Raw genomic sequence first — 13,766 nt, forward strand, 5'->3', positions numbered from 1 at the left:
ATTGCTCTCGACCGGGTGCGCGACTTCCTCAGGTTGTCAATTGAAGAAATCTCAATTGTCGCGCCAATCCAGCCTTGAAAACTGGTTCGATCTTGGCCCAGATAGCCGGAGAGATTTACAGCGGGGGCTGTACTTTGTCGAAATGGGTTTACGGCAAGCCTGTTCGAGTGCTTGCCGCTGTCATATTCTGTGCCTGTCTTGCAGTCGTTGGGGAGTATCTCGGTGATGTGGGGGTGCTTGAGCTCGACCGGCTTGAAGACCTCATTGGCATGGACCGGCGAACGATTTGGCTGGCGACGCAGGCGCCGGACCAGCGTTCCGATATCGCGATTGTGACAATTGGAGAGGACGCGCTGCGGGACTATCCGTATGTCTCTCCCATTCCTCGAAAAATCCTAGCTGCGCTGGTCAATGAGATAGACTCCGCGGCACCAAGAGCGATCGGGCTCGACATCATCATTGAGCGCCGATCCGATGGTGATCGGGATCTCATTGGCGCGATCTCCAGTGCCCGGCACCCGGTTGTGCTCGGCGGACTGGACGACAGGTATGCAAGCGCTGCGTCGAGTGACGTTTCGCTCTTTCGCGAGCAGTTGGACGCTCAAGAGGAGTTTGTTCGGGCTTCGGGCGTACCGGTCGGGCACCTGTGGCTCGAACATAAGACTGGTGCCTTCAACAAGGACGACGCGACGGTGCGCTATGTTGGCGCCTCCAACAAGGGGCGACCCCAGCGCGAAAGCTTTTCGCAAGTGCTTGCGAAATCGGCTGGATATACCCACCAGCCGGCCAGCGGGGTTATCGCATGGTTACTCCCTCCGAAGGATCAAACGACACCGCTCTTCGCCCAGATCAGCGTTCGTCGGCACAAGTCCGAGGAGCTCGACAGCGGCCGCAAGCTTCTTTCCCCCGCTGAGCTCGATCTCTTGAAGGGACGTATCGTCCTGGTCGGCGCCGACATGGTCGACCGGGACCAACACAAGACACCGCTGTTCGTGCGCGATGGCCGGTTATCCCCTGGCGTCATGATCCATGCGCAGTCGATTGCGCAAATCATCGACGGCGATAGAGACATTAGGGAGATGCCGGCGTGGGCGAGGCTGCTCTTGCTTTTTGCCATGGGGTTGATCTGCCTGTTCGCCTCTTCGTCGCATCACGTTCACACGCACAAGGAATGGGGCGTATATGGAGTAGCGCTGCTGGGGTTCGTCCTTCTCTTGCTGTTTCGCCTCGACATTCCCGTCGGCCCGCTGGTGTTCGTTGGCCTGGTCGGAATTTTTGTCGTGCCTTTTCTTGAGTTCCTGGTGGGGAAATATACGCAAGCCGCGGCGCGGGTTCGACGGTGGGGAGTGGTGAGCAGATGAGACGATTGGCCCTTTCGAGATTGGCGGCCGCGGCCTTCGGCTGGCTCCTTGCCATGATGAGCAATGCTGCGGCGGAAACGTACACGATCCTGACCTCGAGCGCGGCTTCGCTCACGCCAGGTCAGCAGATCGAGGAGGGGCATGCGATCAGCCTGGGTGCAGGAGAGACAATCAGCTTCGTTGTCCCCAACGGCGGCAATGCAGTCCAGCGACGTTGTTCTGGTGCTTACAGCGGCGTAATTCGCCAATGCACCAACAATTCTTCTTCACCGCGGCCGGGTATCCCCGGCGGTACGCGGGATTCGGATGACTGAATTTTCAATATCGGAAGCGGGTGTTTGAGATGAGAATTTCGCCGAGGTCATGTTGTCTTGCCGTGTTTCCTTCGCTTGCCTTGAACCTCTCCCCGGGGTGGGCTCAAACGGCGCCGGAATGGACGCAAATGGGGAAGGCCGATAAGGCGACCGAACTGATGCTATCCGGCCGTACTGCCGATGCGATCCCGGTCGCGAAAGCGCGATTGGCCCAGGCTGAAGCCGCCATTGGACCAAGTCATCCGGATCTCCTTCCGCACTTGCACACATTGGGGACGGCTTACATGTTGCGGAAGGCATTCGACGATGCGGAGCCCGTGCTCAAGCGCGCTCTCGATATCGCCGAGCGATCATTCGGACGGACCGATCAGCATACCATCGACGCGGCAAACGATCTGGTTGCGCTCTACGCGATGGACGAGCGGTGGGCTGAAGCCAAGGAAATGATGAAACGCGCAAACCCGCCTCGCTAGGATAGCGTCCATGTATCGTCGTCTGCCTGCTTCCCTGAAGACGATCGTCCTCGCTGTCCTGCTCGCCATCGTAACGAATGGCGCAGTGGCGCAGGAGGACTGGCAGAAGCGCCAGTCGATCGTCAGCGAAGCGAACTCGCTGCACAGCCAAGCGGAGTTTGCACTCTTGGCCGGCCGCCTGACTGAGGCCGAGCAACTCATGCTGCGGGCAGTCGATGCCGTAGCGAAAGGACTCGGACCCAATCACCCCGAGATGGCATTTTTTCGTGAGGCTTTGGGGCGGGTCTATAGACGGCAAGGTCGGTTCCCCGAAGCTGAGGCACAGTACGCTGCTTCTATTCGCCTGAGTCCGCAGGGGCGCCTGCCTGCACTTCTCGAGCTCGGCGACATCGCACTTCAGGCCGGGCATCTCGATGAGTCCGAGAAAGCTTTCGCCGATGCAATGGGCTTGCAGACATCCGATTCAAGCTATCGACAGCGGGCCTATGGCGGCCTCGCCGCCGTTGCGTTTCATCGCCAGCTTTGGAAAGCTTCCGCGGAATACTGGTCGCAGGAGACCGCTGAGATCGTATCCGCGGTCCGAGGTTCGACTTTGCTCTCGATGCAGGTTCTCGGTGCCGCCGAGTCGAGATCGACCGTTGTCAACGAAGCGGCGTTCTACGGTTTCCTGAGGGCCGCCTACCGTGCCGCCCAGCAGGACCCGTCCTTACGCGAGGAGATGAGTTCCCGCGCCTTCGAGCTTGGACAGTGGGTGACGATGTCGCGTGCGGGGGAGGCGGTCAGTCAAATGGCCGCGCGGTACGGATCTCCGGTGTCCGCGAACTCGAGCAAGATTCGAGAGCGGCAGGATCTCGCGAGTCTGTGGCGCTCGCTGAGTGAGAAGAGAGCGCAGCTCAGGGACGCAGGTCGGCGGGCTAGCAGCGAATATGCGCAGATCGTTGCGGAGATGCGAAACGTCGACGCCAAATTGGCTTCCATTGATTCCGAGTTGGGCGACAACTTGCCTTCGTATGTGAGCGCGGCAATGCCGGGAGCCAAGAGCCTCAACGAAGTCAGTGCGAGCTTGCGGCGCGGCGAGGTGCTCGTTCTCATCGTTACGGTTCCGGCGTTTGGCAAATTGCCCGGAGAAACGTTCCTGTGGGCCGTCAGTCCGGACAATGTCGAATGGAGAAGGATTGACCTGGATGGTGAGGCAATCGACGGGTTCGTTACGGCCCTGCGATGTGGGGTCGATCGGGCGAGCTGGGCGGATGCCGTTCGGTCCCGATGCGAGCACGTGCTCGGAGCGACAGCGGTCGCAGGATCTCCTCTCCCGTTCGATGCGGGGCGTGCGTACGATCTGTACAGGCGCCTCTTCTCGGGAAGCAAATTGGTGGACGGCAGCAGGAATTTGCTGGTCGTCACCAGCGGGGCGCTGACCAGGCTGCCGCTGCATCTTCTCGTCACCCGCGAACCAGCAAAGCGGGCGGATCTTCGAAAGCTGGATTGGCTTGTGCTGACGAAGGCGATCTCGGTGCTGCCGACGGTATCGTCTCTCCTCGCGTTGCGTTCCAACGCATTGAAATCGCGCGCATCGCAAGCAATGATCGGCTTCGGCAATCCCGTGCTGGCGGGACACCCGACGGCCACTGCTTCCGCCGCTGATGCCGATGCCGCGGCGGACCTTGCCAGGCGCAGGACGTCATGCGCGGCAATCGGAGGCGGAGCGCCGACAGGCGCGCGCGACCTGGCAGAACTGAGCAGAAATAGAGACGGATTGGCTGACCTTGCGCAGATCCGAAGATATCAGCCGCTGCCGGAGACCGTGGACGAGCTTTGCGCGGTTGCGAACTCCGTGCGTGCCTCGCGGAGGAACGGAGACGAGGCGCGGATCGATATGTTTCTGGCCGGAAGCGCAACCGAGACGAGGATCAAGAACCTTAGCCAGTCCGGTGAGTTGGCGAAGTATCGCATATTGTACTTCGCGACCCACGGCGTAATGGCGTCGCGGTTGCGGGGGGTGTCAGAGCCGGGATTGGTGCTTACGCCGCCGGATGTCGCTTCGGCGGAAGACGACGGGTTTCTCTCCTCATCGGAGATCGCGGCCTTGAGGATCGACGCGGATTGGGTCGTCCTATCCGCCTGCAACACTGCGGCGGGAGCCGCGGAAGCCGATGAGCCGTTATCGGGCATAGCCCAGGCGTTTTTCTACGCGCAGTCGAGAGCGCTGCTGATCTCCCACTGGGCTGTCGATTCGGAAGCTGCCGTGGCGCTGACGACTGCAACGTTCAGGAAGCTTGCGGACGGCAATATTGGTTCGCGGGCTGAAGCGCTCCGGAGCGCGATGGAGGACATGATCAGAGGAGACGATGCGAGGTTCGTCCACCCTCAGATGTGGAGTCCATTCGTCTTTGCCGGTGATCCGGCCGGATGATCGGTTTGATGACCGTCTCGTTGCCCGGATTGAGCCGCGCGCCTCACGAATTCACGTGCACGAAATCGCGCAGCAGCGGATAGATCTCGTTGTTCCAGCGCTTGCCCGAGAACACGCCGTAATGGCCGACGCCGGCCTGCATGTGGTGGACGCGCCGATAGGCGCGCACGCCGGTGCAGAGGTCCTGGGCGGCGAGGGTCTGGCCGATCGAGCAGATGTCGTCCTTCTCGCCCTCCACCGTCATCAGGCCCATGCGGCCGACGGCCTTGGTGTTCACCGGACGGCCGCGATGCATCAGCCTGCCCTGCGGCAGGAGGTGCTCCTGGAACACGTCGCGCACGGTCTCGATGTAGAATTCCGCAGGAAGATCCATCACGGCGAAATATTCGTCGTAGAACGTCTTGATCGTCGCGGCCTTCTCCTTCTCGCCCTTGGCGATGTGGTTGGCGAGGTCGAGATGCTGCTTGATGTGGCGCTCCAGATTCATCGAGACGAAGGCCGTGAGCTGCACGAAGCCGGGATAGACCTTGCGGAGCGCTCCGCGGCATTGCACCGGCACGTAGTTGATCAGGTTGCGCTCGAACCACTCGATCGGCCTGCTCTTGGCGAAGTCGTTGACCCTGGTCGGCTGGATCCGCGTGTCGATCGGCCCGGCCATCAGCGTCAGCGTCGCCGGCCGCGAGGGATGGTTGTCCTCGCACATGATCGCAGCGGCCGCGAGCGCGGAGACGGACGGCTGACAGATCGCCACCATATGCGGGCGTGGACCCAATTGTCCGAGGAAGTCGATGAGGTGCTCGGTGTAGTCGTCGAGCCCGAAGCGGCCCTCGCTGCGCGGAATGTCGCGCGGATTGTGCCAGTCGGTGATGTAGACGTCGTGGTCCTGCAGCAGCGTCTTCACGGTGCCGCGCAGCAGCGTCGCGAAATGCCCGGACATCGGCGCCACCAGCAGCATGCGCGGCTGCTCGCCCACGCCGTCCTTGCGAAAATGCAGCAGCGAGCCGAACGGCGTCGCGTAGGCGATCTCCTCGGTGACGGCGATTTCGCGGTTGCCCACCGTCACGCTGTCGATGCCGTAGGCCGGCCGGTCATAGGTGAGGGTGGAGCGCGAGATCAGCTCCAGCGCGGCCGACAGCCGGCCGACGATCTGATCGGACGTGCCCTGAGGTACCAGGTGGAGGAATTTGAGCGCGGACGAAGCCCCCGCGCGCCATGGCGCCGTCAGGTCCATGTGGTTTTGAAAGGCCTGATAATACATCGACATCATACTGAAATGCCCATCCGTCCCGTGTTGCTATGCAATAAGGACGCCAGACGGCAGTCGGGCCGCCGCAAAATTGGCACGTCGTTTGCTGCTGCTCATGCCGTGAACGGGCCACGGGCAGGCCGGGCTGATGTCGGACCAGGGAACGGGCCATATGGCGAAGGCGACACTGACGATCAGCAGCAAGAACTACTCGTCCTGGTCGCTGCGTGGCTGGCTGCTGACGAAGTTCTCGGGGCTCGATTTCGAGGAGATCGTCACCGCGCCGGACGATCCGTCGGCGCGCGCCGAAATCCTGCTGCTGTCGTCGTCGATCCTGGTGCCGTGCCTGCGGCACGAGGGCGCCGTGGTCTGGGATACGCTGGCGATTGCCGAATATCTCAACGAGGTGATGCCGGACGCCGGCCTGTTGCCGGCCGACCGCGTCCAGCGCGCCCATTGCCGCTCGATCTCAGGCGAGATCCATTCCGGCTTCACCACGCTGCGCGCCTCGCTGCCGGTCAACCTGAAGGGACACTTTCCCGGCTTCAAGATCTGGTCGCGGGCGCAGGCCGACATCGACCGCGTCTGGTTCATCTGGCGCGATTGCCTCGAGAAATCAGGTGGCCCCTTCCTGTTCGGCGCGCGGCGCACCATGGCGGATGCGATGTACGCCCCGGTGGTGACGCGGTTCGTGACCTACGACGTCAAGCTCGAGCCGCGCCTGAAGGCCTATGCCGATACCATCATGGCCATGCCGGAGATGCAGGAATGGATCGCGGCGGCGAGGGAGGAGCCGGCCGAGATCGAGGAGCTCGAGGTCGAATATTAGGCAGCTGTTGCACTGCCCTGCCTGTTTGGGCGGCGGGGCCCCGCCGCACGGCCATGCCTTTGCCGGCATTAACCTTTGGCGTCGGTGACAGGCCCGAACCATCCGGCGCGCTGCACAGATGTTGTGCGCGCCTATGGAGCCGCACCGACATCTAGCCGTGAACAGGTGCGTACATGGTCTTTCGGCTGATTCGGACGTGATTCGTTCAGGCCGCGTTCCGAAGGTTAAAGCGGAGCGCGGCCCCGTCGCATTTTGAAACAGAGACCCCTTCAGGCGGCGCCGCGCTGCTTCACGCGCGGCAGGCGCCAGCCGATGACGGTTGCTTCGACCGCAATGCCGGCCTCATGGTTCTGCCAGCGTCCCTCGACATAGCGGCAGGCGAACGGCAGCTGATATGTTCCGCTGTGATCCTCGCATAGCACTTCGAGTGGCAGGCCCGGCGGTGGTTCTCCGGCGCCATCGAATTCCGCCAAACGTCTATCGCGCGTTGCCATTCCAGAAATCTCCCCTAAACAAAGCCGCGGACAGAGTGCCCACTTCTGCCGCGTGCGGTTCATTGCTCCCCGTCCATGGGAACGGAAGCAAGCTCAACGCGAGAATGCGGTGCCAGTGTGGTAGCGTTACGCTGCGGCGCGCAAACAGCGCACATTGCCGTGATCGATTGGACGAGGAACCTGCATGCTGCTTCGAAACGCCGGCATTTGTTTCGCGATGTTGCTGCTCGCAGCGCTGGCGCCGCTGCCGCTCCGCGCGCAGGACGTGCCCGGCATCGAGATCTGCACCGTCGAGAAGACCATGGAGCGGCGTACCTCCTGCCTCCAGAGCAATGTCGATTTCCTCCAGAAGACGATCACCAGGCTCACCCTCGATCATCAGCAGAAGCTGGATGCCGCCAATCGCCAGATCGATGCGCTGAAGACGAGCATCGCCGGCTTGCAGAAGACGCTCGGCGATCTTCAGGCCGCGCAGGTGAAGACGGCCGAGGATCTGAAGAAGAAGCAGGACGCGCCGCCCCCGAAGGACGCCGCGAAATAAGCGCGCCGATCACGCGATGCGATAGCGCTCCATCACGGCACGATCGGGCTCATGGCCGAGCCCGGGGCCCGAGGGCACCGCGACATGGCCGGTCGCATCGCTATCCGCTTGGCCGCCCCAGAGGCACGCTTCGCGCTTGAGATAGAACATCTCGACCAGACCGTCGTCGCGCGTCGCGAGCAAATGCAGCGTCGCGAGCAGGCCGGGACCGAAATAGGGGGAATGCGGGACGATCTTGACGCCGAGGCGATCGGCCAGGCCCGCGACCTTCAGGAACTCGGTGATGCCGCCGACCTTGGTGACCGAGGGCTGGGCGTGGCTGACCGCGCCCGCCTCCATCATCTGGCGGAATTGATATTCGGTGCAGGCATTCTCGCCGGCGGCAACGCCGAGCCCGCCTTTGCGGCGCACCTCGGCAAGCGTGGCGAAGTCTTCCGGTGGCCAGACCGGCTCCTCCAGAAACATCGGCTGCGCGTCGGCGCACGCCTTCGCGAACGCGATCGCCTGCGCGCCGGTCAGCGGGCAGTTCATGTCGACCATCAGCGGAATGGTTGGCCCGATCGCCTCGCGCGCGGCGAACACCGCCGGGGCCGTGGTCTCGTGCAGTTTGATCGCGCCATAGCCGAGCGCGAGCGCCTTCCTGCATTCGGCGGTGATGTCATCGGGCGAGCCGATCCGCAACAGGCTCGCGTAAGCCGGGACGGCCGTGCGCCTGATCTCGCCCAGCAGGCGATGCACCGGCACGCCCTCGACCTTCGCAGCCAGGTCCCACAATGCGATGTCGAGCCCGGAGATGGCGAACATCGTGATGCCGTAGCGGCCGAACAGATGTAGATTGCGCTGGATCTGCTCCATCACCGCGGGAATGCCGGCGGCATCGGGCACCTGCAGCCCGCGGGCCTGCGGCGCGATCATCTCCTCGACGGCGCTGCGCGTGGTGCGCGGGCAGACATAGGCGAAGGCATCGCCCCAGCCGGTCAGCCCGGCATCGGTCGTGACCTCGACGAGGACCATGTCGAGCGCGGAAATCGCGGAAGCACCCTGGCGGAAGCTTGCGACACCGGCGTCATAGGGGATGCGGATATGGTGCGCCCGCACATCGGTGATTTCCATGACCCGGTTCCTCTTTCTCGTGAGCGGTTTCAACAAGTGTAGCCGTGAACACGAGGGCGTTGCCAGTGGCCATTGCCGGACTATCCTCATGCGAAGGACAGCAATGCCGATCAAGCAGAGCAGCAAAGACCGGCGCATCATCACCGCGCTTCGAACGAGGGCCTGAACCGCCATGAATCCAGCCCAGCGCGCGCTCTGGTATATCGAGAGCCATCTGGCCGAGCCGATCACGCTCGAAGAGATCGCGGCGATCTCGGGCGTGTCGCGGTTCCACATTGTGCGTGCGTTTGCCGCAGCAGTCGGTCTTCCGGTGATGCGCTACGTGCGCGCGCGGCGGCTGACGGAGGCGGCGCGCAGTCTGGCAAAGGGCGCACCCGACATCCTGTCGCTGGCGCTGGAGGCGGATTACGGCTCGCACGAAGCCTTCACCCGCGCGTTCCGCGACCAATTCGGCACCACGCCCGAAGCGGTGAGGGCGGCAACGTGCGTCAACCAGCTCAGGCTACAGGAGCCGATCCTCATGGATTCGACCATGCTCGATACACTCGCCCCGCCGCGTTTCGAGACCGCCAAGGCCTTCCTCGTCGCCGGTCCCGCCGAGCGCGTCTCCTGTGACAATGGCGCCATGATCCCCGGTCTTTGGCAACGCTTCCATCAGGAGGTCGCCGACATCCCCGCGCGCGTCGGGAACGTCGCCTACGGCGTCTGCTGCAACGGCGATGATGCCGGCAATTTCGATTACATCGCCGGCGTCGAGGTCGCAGATTTCTCCGACCTGCCGCGCCGCTTCGCTCGTATCCGCATTTCCGAGCAGCGCTATGCGGTGTTCACGCATACCGAGCACGTCGCCTCGATCCGACGCACCGTCAACACGATCTGGAATCAATGGCTGCCGGCCTCAGGCCTCAAGGCGGCGGACGCGCCGAACTTCGAGCGCTACGATGAGAGGTTCGATCCTGCAACCGGCAATGGCGGTTTCGAGATCTGGCTGCCGGTGAAGGAGTAGGACCGCGCAAGGCTGGCATACCCGCTCGCTTGCTTGGCAAGCCTTGGTGACTTTGTCATAACCGCTGGCAAATCTTGCGAGCGGGGCCCGTGCCGGACATCCCGTGCAAGTCATAACAAGCAGCCGGGAGGGTCCCACATGTCCAACATCCGCGTTCTCGCCACCGACCTCGAATTTCCCGAAGGGCCGGTCGTGATGCCGGACGGCTCGGTGGTGCTGGTGGAGATCCGCGGCCAGCGCCTGACCCGCGTCTACCCTGACGGCCACAAGGAGATCGTCGCCAAGGTGCCGGGCGGCCCGAACGGCGCGGCGCTCGGCCCCGACGGCAAGATGTACATCTGCAACAATGGCGGCTTCTCCTGGATCCCGACCCGCAACATGATCATGCCCGGCCCGCAGCCGGACGATTATCTCGGCGGCTCGATCCAGCGCGTCGATCTGCAAACGGGCAAGGTCGAGACCGTCGTCACCAAATGCGGCGCGCACGATCTGCGCGGGCCGAACGACCTCGTGTTCGACAAGCAGGGCGGCCTGTGGTTCTCCGATCTCGGCAAGCGCCGCGCGCGCGAGATGGACGTCGGCGGCATGTATTATCTCAAGCCCGGCATGACCGAGCTCGTCGAGATCGTGCACGGTATCCTGCCGGCGAACGGCATCGGCCTGTCGCCGGATGAGAATACCGTCTACATCGCGGAGACGCCGACCGGCCGGCTCTGGGCCTACGAGCTCTCGGCGCCCGGCACGCTCAAGCCGCGCGACGCGATCTATCGCGGCGAGCGGGGCAAGCCGATCTGCGGCCTCGGCGGCTACCAGATGTTCGATTCGCTCGCGGTGGAAGCTGGCGGCAACGTCTGCGTCGCCACCCTCGTCTCCGGCTGCATCTCGGTGATCGCGCCCGACGGGACCCTGGTCGAGCAGGTCCCGACCGGCGACCGCGTCACCACCAACATCGCCTTCGGCGGCCCCGAGCTGAAGACCGCCTATATCACGCTGTCGGGCAAGGGCGAGCTGATCGCCATGGACTGGCCGCGCGGCGGTTTGCCGCTCAATTTCCTAAACAAATAAACGGTGCTAGTTACCGTCATTGCGAGCGAAGCGAAGCAATCCAGGAATGCGTCCGCGGTGACAGTCTGGATTGCTTCGTCGCTTCGCTCCCCGCAATGACAACGGAGAGTATCTCAAATGCCCTGGCCCGATCCCGTCACCCTGCGCGGACAGCACGCCCGTCTGGAGCCGCTGTCGCATCAGCATCGCGAGGGGCTGGTCGAGGCCGTCAGGGATGGCGAGCTATTCAAGCTCTGGTACACCGCGGTCCCGACGCCTGAGGGCATGGCGAAGGAGATCGACCGCCGCCTCGGCCTTCAAGCCGCGGGCTCGATGCTGCCGTTCACGGTGTTCGATGCCGGCGGCCGGGTCGTCGGCATGACCACCTACATGAACATCGATGCCGCCAACCGCCGTGTCGAGATCGGCTCGACCTGGTATGGCAAGAGCGCGCAGCGTGGCCCGCTCAACACGCAGTGCAAGCTTTTGCTGCTGCGCCATGCCTTCGAGACGCTGAACTGCATCGCGGTCGAGTTCCGCACGCATTTCTTCAACCACCAGAGCCGCCGCGCCATCGAGCGTCTCGGCGCCAAGCAGGACGGCATCCTGCGCAGCCACCAGATCGCGCCGAACGGCACGCTGCGCGACACGGTTGTTTATAGTATCACCGCGGCCGAATGGCCGACGGTGCAGGCGCATCTGGAATTTCAACTCAACGACAAGCCGCGCTAGGGGCGGCCGAGGTACCATGGATAGATTCGACTATGTGATCGTCGGCGCGGGCTCTGCCGGTTGCATCCTCACCTCCAGGCTCAGCGAAGACCCGAACGTCAGCGTCTGCGTGCTCGAGGCGGGCCCCAGCGACTGGCATCCCTACATCCATCTGCCGGCGGGCTTCATCAAGACCTTCCACATGAAGAGCATCAACTGGGCCTACCAACAGGAGCCCGGGCCGTGGACCGGCGGGCGCAGCATCTACGCGCCGCGCGGCAAGACGCTCGGCGGCTCGTCCTCGATCAACGGCCACATCTACAATCGCGGCCAGCGCATGGATTTCGACACCTGGGCGCAGATGGGCAATCGCGGCTGGGGCTATGCCGACGTGCTGCCTTACTTCAAGCGGCTGGAGAAGCGGGTCGGCGAGGGTGATAACACGTTCCGCGGGCGCGACGGCAATCTCATCGTCACCACCATGGACTGGCGCGATCCGCTCTGCGAAGCCTTCATGGAAGGCGCGGTCTCGCTCGGCATTCCACGCAACCCCGATTACAACGGTGCCAAGCAGGAAGGCGTCTCCTACTGCCAGCGCACCATCAACAACGGCCTGCGCGTCTCCGGCGCGACCGCGTTCCTCAAGCCCGCGATGAAGCGGCCGAACGTGCATGTGCACACCCATGCGCACGCGACCGAGATCATCTTCGAGGGCAGGCGCGCCGTCGGCGTGCGCTACATGAAGGGCGGCCGTGGCGGTCATCCCGTCGAGGTGCGCGCCAACAAGGAGGTGATCCTGTCCGGCGGGACCTATAATTCGCCGCAGCTCCTGCAGCTCTCCGGTGTCGGTTCGCCGGATCTGTTGAACGCTCACGGCATCCAGGTGCGTCACGTACTGCCGGTCGGCGAAGGTCTTCAGGATCATTACGCTCCGCGCACGGTGGCGCGTGTCAAGGACATCAAGACCATCAACGAGCTCCGCCGCGGCCTCTCGCTCTGGGTCGAGGCGCTGAAATGGGCGACCGCGCGCCGCGGCCTGCTCTCGCTGTCGCCGACCATGGTCTATTGCTTTTGGCACTCCGGCGAGAGCGCGGAGAGCTCCGATCTCCAGCTCACCTTTACGCCGGCGAGCTACAAGGAAGGCGTGCAGGGTCAGCTCGAGGACGAGCCCGGCATGACCGTGGCCTCCTGGCAGCAGCGCCCCGAGAGCCGCGGCTATGTCCGCATCCGCTCATCCGATCCGTTCGCGCCGCCGATCATCCAGACCAACTATCTCGACGCCGAGCTCGACCGCCGCGTCATCGTCGGCGGCATGAAGCTCGCGCGCAAGCTCTTGAAGTCCGCGCCGCTGTCGCCCTACTACGCCTACGAGGACTTCCCCGGCCCCAACGTCAACACCGACGACGAATTCTTGCACGCGGCCACCGAGCGCGGCACCACCACCTTTCACCCCGGCTGCACCTGCCGCATGGGGCCGGCGGATTCGACATGGGCGGTGGTCGACGACCAGCTCCGCGTCCACGGCCTCGAAGGCCTCCGCGTCATCGACGCCTCCGTGATGCCGCGCATGATCTCGGCCAACCTCAACGCCTCGACCATGATGATCGCGGATCGTGCGTCCGACCTCATCCGCGGCAAGGCCCCGATGGAAGCCGCGCGAATTCCGGACACGGCGGTGGCGTGATTTTTCGTAGGATGGGTAGAGCGGAGCGAAACCCATCATCGCGCGACTAAGTTGTGCTACAATGAGGCATGACCTCCTATCGGCGCAACTTCGTCCGCGGCGGAAGCTTCTTTTTCACGGTCAATCTCGCAGACCGCCGACAATCGCTCTTGACGGCGAACATCGATCTGTTGCGTGCGGCCTTTCGCGAAATCCGCCAGCGTCACCCCTTCTTGGTCGATGCGATCGTGGTGTTGCCGGAGCACCTTCACACTGTCTGGACGATGCCGGATGGAGATGCCGATTTTGCAATGCGCTGGCGGCAGATCAAGTCAGCCTTCTCCCGCAACCTAGCGCCTGACGAACCAGTCTCAGCCAGCCGAGCCGAAAGAGCAGAGCGCGGCATCTGGCAGCGTCGTTACTGGGAGCACACCATTCGTGACGAGGAAGATTACGCGCGGCATATCGATTACGTGCACATCAATCCCGTCAAGCACGGACTGGTCGATCGAGTCTGCGATTGGGCTCCATCGATCGTGTCCCCGGGCGTGGTGTAGC

13 protein-coding genes and 1 pseudogene are annotated in these 13,766 nt (G+C 63.4%); 11 read left to right on the forward strand and 3 right to left on the reverse strand.

Annotated elements, in window-relative coordinates; translation table 11 throughout:
• Positions 1-233: 233 nt before the first annotated feature.
• The 4 genes from IC50_RS36965 to IC50_RS36975 all read left to right on the forward strand — a co-directional run bounded on the left by IC50_RS36965 (position 234) and on the right by IC50_RS36975 (position 4,561).
• Positions 234-1,361 carry a CHASE2 domain-containing protein gene (locus IC50_RS36965; protein WP_157461198.1) on the forward strand — a complete coding sequence of 376 codons (1,128 nt, stop codon included), beginning with the start codon at positions 234-236 and terminating at the stop codon, positions 1,359-1,361.
• Positions 1,358-1,675: a hypothetical protein gene (locus IC50_RS41835; RefSeq protein WP_157461200.1), complete on the forward strand. Its 318-nt coding sequence runs from the start codon at positions 1,358-1,360 to the stop codon at positions 1,673-1,675. Before IC50_RS36965 ends, IC50_RS41835 begins: the two co-directional genes overlap by 4 nt.
• A gap of 62 nt (positions 1,676-1,737) precedes the next feature.
• On the forward strand, positions 1,738-2,148 hold the full coding sequence (locus IC50_RS39860) for a tetratricopeptide repeat protein (RefSeq protein ID WP_162131542.1): 411 nt from the start codon (positions 1,738-1,740) through the stop codon (positions 2,146-2,148).
• Between the two features lie 10 nt (positions 2,149-2,158).
• Entirely contained in the window at positions 2,159-4,561 is a 2,403-nt protein-coding gene (locus IC50_RS36975; RefSeq protein WP_035716578.1) for a CHAT domain-containing protein, read from the forward strand.
• A 43-nt stretch (positions 4,562-4,604) separates the two neighbouring features.
• Here the strand turns inward: IC50_RS36975 and IC50_RS36980 are convergent, their stop codons facing one another.
• Complete coding sequence (locus IC50_RS36980) at positions 4,605-5,828, reverse strand: polyhydroxyalkanoate depolymerase (RefSeq protein WP_085974138.1); 1,224 nt, start codon at positions 5,826-5,828, stop codon at positions 4,605-4,607.
• A 151-nt stretch (positions 5,829-5,979) separates the two neighbouring features.
• Here IC50_RS36980 and IC50_RS36985 point away from each other — a divergent pair, with 151 nt between their 5' ends.
• Positions 5,980-6,636, forward strand: coding sequence for a glutathione S-transferase family protein (locus IC50_RS36985; RefSeq protein WP_035716581.1), 657 nt, complete (start codon positions 5,980-5,982; stop codon positions 6,634-6,636).
• Between the two features lie 269 nt (positions 6,637-6,905).
• Here the strand turns inward: IC50_RS36985 and IC50_RS36990 are convergent, their stop codons facing one another.
• A complete protein-coding gene (locus tag IC50_RS36990) occupies positions 6,906-7,130 on the reverse strand; it encodes a hypothetical protein (protein WP_024339451.1) in 225 nt (74 codons plus the stop codon).
• A 184-nt stretch (positions 7,131-7,314) separates the two neighbouring features.
• Between IC50_RS36990 and IC50_RS36995 the strand changes: the two genes are divergently transcribed.
• A complete protein-coding gene (locus IC50_RS36995; RefSeq protein ID WP_035716585.1) occupies positions 7,315-7,671 on the forward strand; it encodes a hypothetical protein in 357 nt (118 codons plus the stop codon).
• 9 nt (positions 7,672-7,680) lie between these two features.
• Here the strand turns inward: IC50_RS36995 and IC50_RS37000 are convergent, their stop codons facing one another.
• Positions 7,681-8,784 (reverse strand): mandelate racemase/muconate lactonizing enzyme family protein, encoded by a 1,104-nt coding sequence (locus IC50_RS37000; RefSeq protein WP_035716588.1) that lies wholly within the window; start codon positions 8,782-8,784, stop codon positions 7,681-7,683.
• Between the two features lie 172 nt (positions 8,785-8,956).
• Here IC50_RS37000 and IC50_RS37005 point away from each other — a divergent pair, with 172 nt between their 5' ends.
• From IC50_RS37005 to IC50_RS37025, 5 genes and pseudogenes are all read left to right on the forward strand, one after another.
• A complete protein-coding gene (locus IC50_RS37005; protein WP_035716590.1) occupies positions 8,957-9,790 on the forward strand; it encodes an AraC family transcriptional regulator in 834 nt (277 codons plus the stop codon).
• A 138-nt stretch (positions 9,791-9,928) separates the two neighbouring features.
• Positions 9,929-10,855 carry an SMP-30/gluconolactonase/LRE family protein gene (locus IC50_RS37010; RefSeq protein ID WP_035716592.1) on the forward strand — a complete coding sequence of 309 codons (927 nt, stop codon included), beginning with the start codon at positions 9,929-9,931 and terminating at the stop codon, positions 10,853-10,855.
• Between the two features lie 117 nt (positions 10,856-10,972).
• Positions 10,973-11,566 (forward strand): GNAT family N-acetyltransferase, encoded by a 594-nt coding sequence (locus tag IC50_RS37015; RefSeq protein WP_035716594.1) that lies wholly within the window; start codon positions 10,973-10,975, stop codon positions 11,564-11,566.
• A 16-nt stretch (positions 11,567-11,582) separates the two neighbouring features.
• Entirely contained in the window at positions 11,583-13,229 is a 1,647-nt protein-coding gene (locus IC50_RS37020) for a GMC family oxidoreductase (RefSeq protein ID WP_035716596.1), read from the forward strand.
• Between the two features lie 68 nt (positions 13,230-13,297).
• A pseudogene (locus tag IC50_RS37025) lies at positions 13,298-13,741 on the forward strand (REP-associated tyrosine transposase); the annotation flags it as partial.
• Positions 13,742-13,766 lie beyond the last annotated feature (25 nt).

The organism is Bradyrhizobium genomosp. I (2014), assembly GCF_000261685.1.
Lineage (GTDB): Bacteria > Pseudomonadota > Alphaproteobacteria > Rhizobiales > Xanthobacteraceae > Bradyrhizobium.

Coding starts and splice junctions, on each gene's coding strand:
- IC50_RS36980 (WP_085974138.1), bottom strand. CDS start 5,828: ATGATGTCGATGTATTATCAGGCCTTTCAAAACCACATGGACCTGACG.
- IC50_RS36990 (WP_024339451.1), bottom strand. CDS start 7,130: ATGGCAACGCGCGATAGACGTTTGGCGGAATTCGATGGCGCCGGAGAA.
- IC50_RS37015 (WP_035716594.1), top strand. CDS start 10,973: ATGCCCTGGCCCGATCCCGTCACCCTGCGCGGACAGCACGCCCGTCTG.
- IC50_RS37000 (WP_035716588.1), bottom strand. CDS start 8,784: ATGGAAATCACCGATGTGCGGGCGCACCATATCCGCATCCCCTATGAC.
- IC50_RS37005 (WP_035716590.1), top strand. CDS start 8,957: ATGAATCCAGCCCAGCGCGCGCTCTGGTATATCGAGAGCCATCTGGCC.
- IC50_RS36995 (WP_035716585.1), top strand. CDS start 7,315: ATGCTGCTTCGAAACGCCGGCATTTGTTTCGCGATGTTGCTGCTCGCA.
- IC50_RS41835 (WP_157461200.1), top strand. CDS start 1,358: ATGAGACGATTGGCCCTTTCGAGATTGGCGGCCGCGGCCTTCGGCTGG.
- IC50_RS36975 (WP_035716578.1), top strand. CDS start 2,159: ATGTATCGTCGTCTGCCTGCTTCCCTGAAGACGATCGTCCTCGCTGTC.
- IC50_RS37010 (WP_035716592.1), top strand. CDS start 9,929: ATGTCCAACATCCGCGTTCTCGCCACCGACCTCGAATTTCCCGAAGGG.
- IC50_RS36985 (WP_035716581.1), top strand. CDS start 5,980: ATGGCGAAGGCGACACTGACGATCAGCAGCAAGAACTACTCGTCCTGG.
- IC50_RS37020 (WP_035716596.1), top strand. CDS start 11,583: ATGGATAGATTCGACTATGTGATCGTCGGCGCGGGCTCTGCCGGTTGC.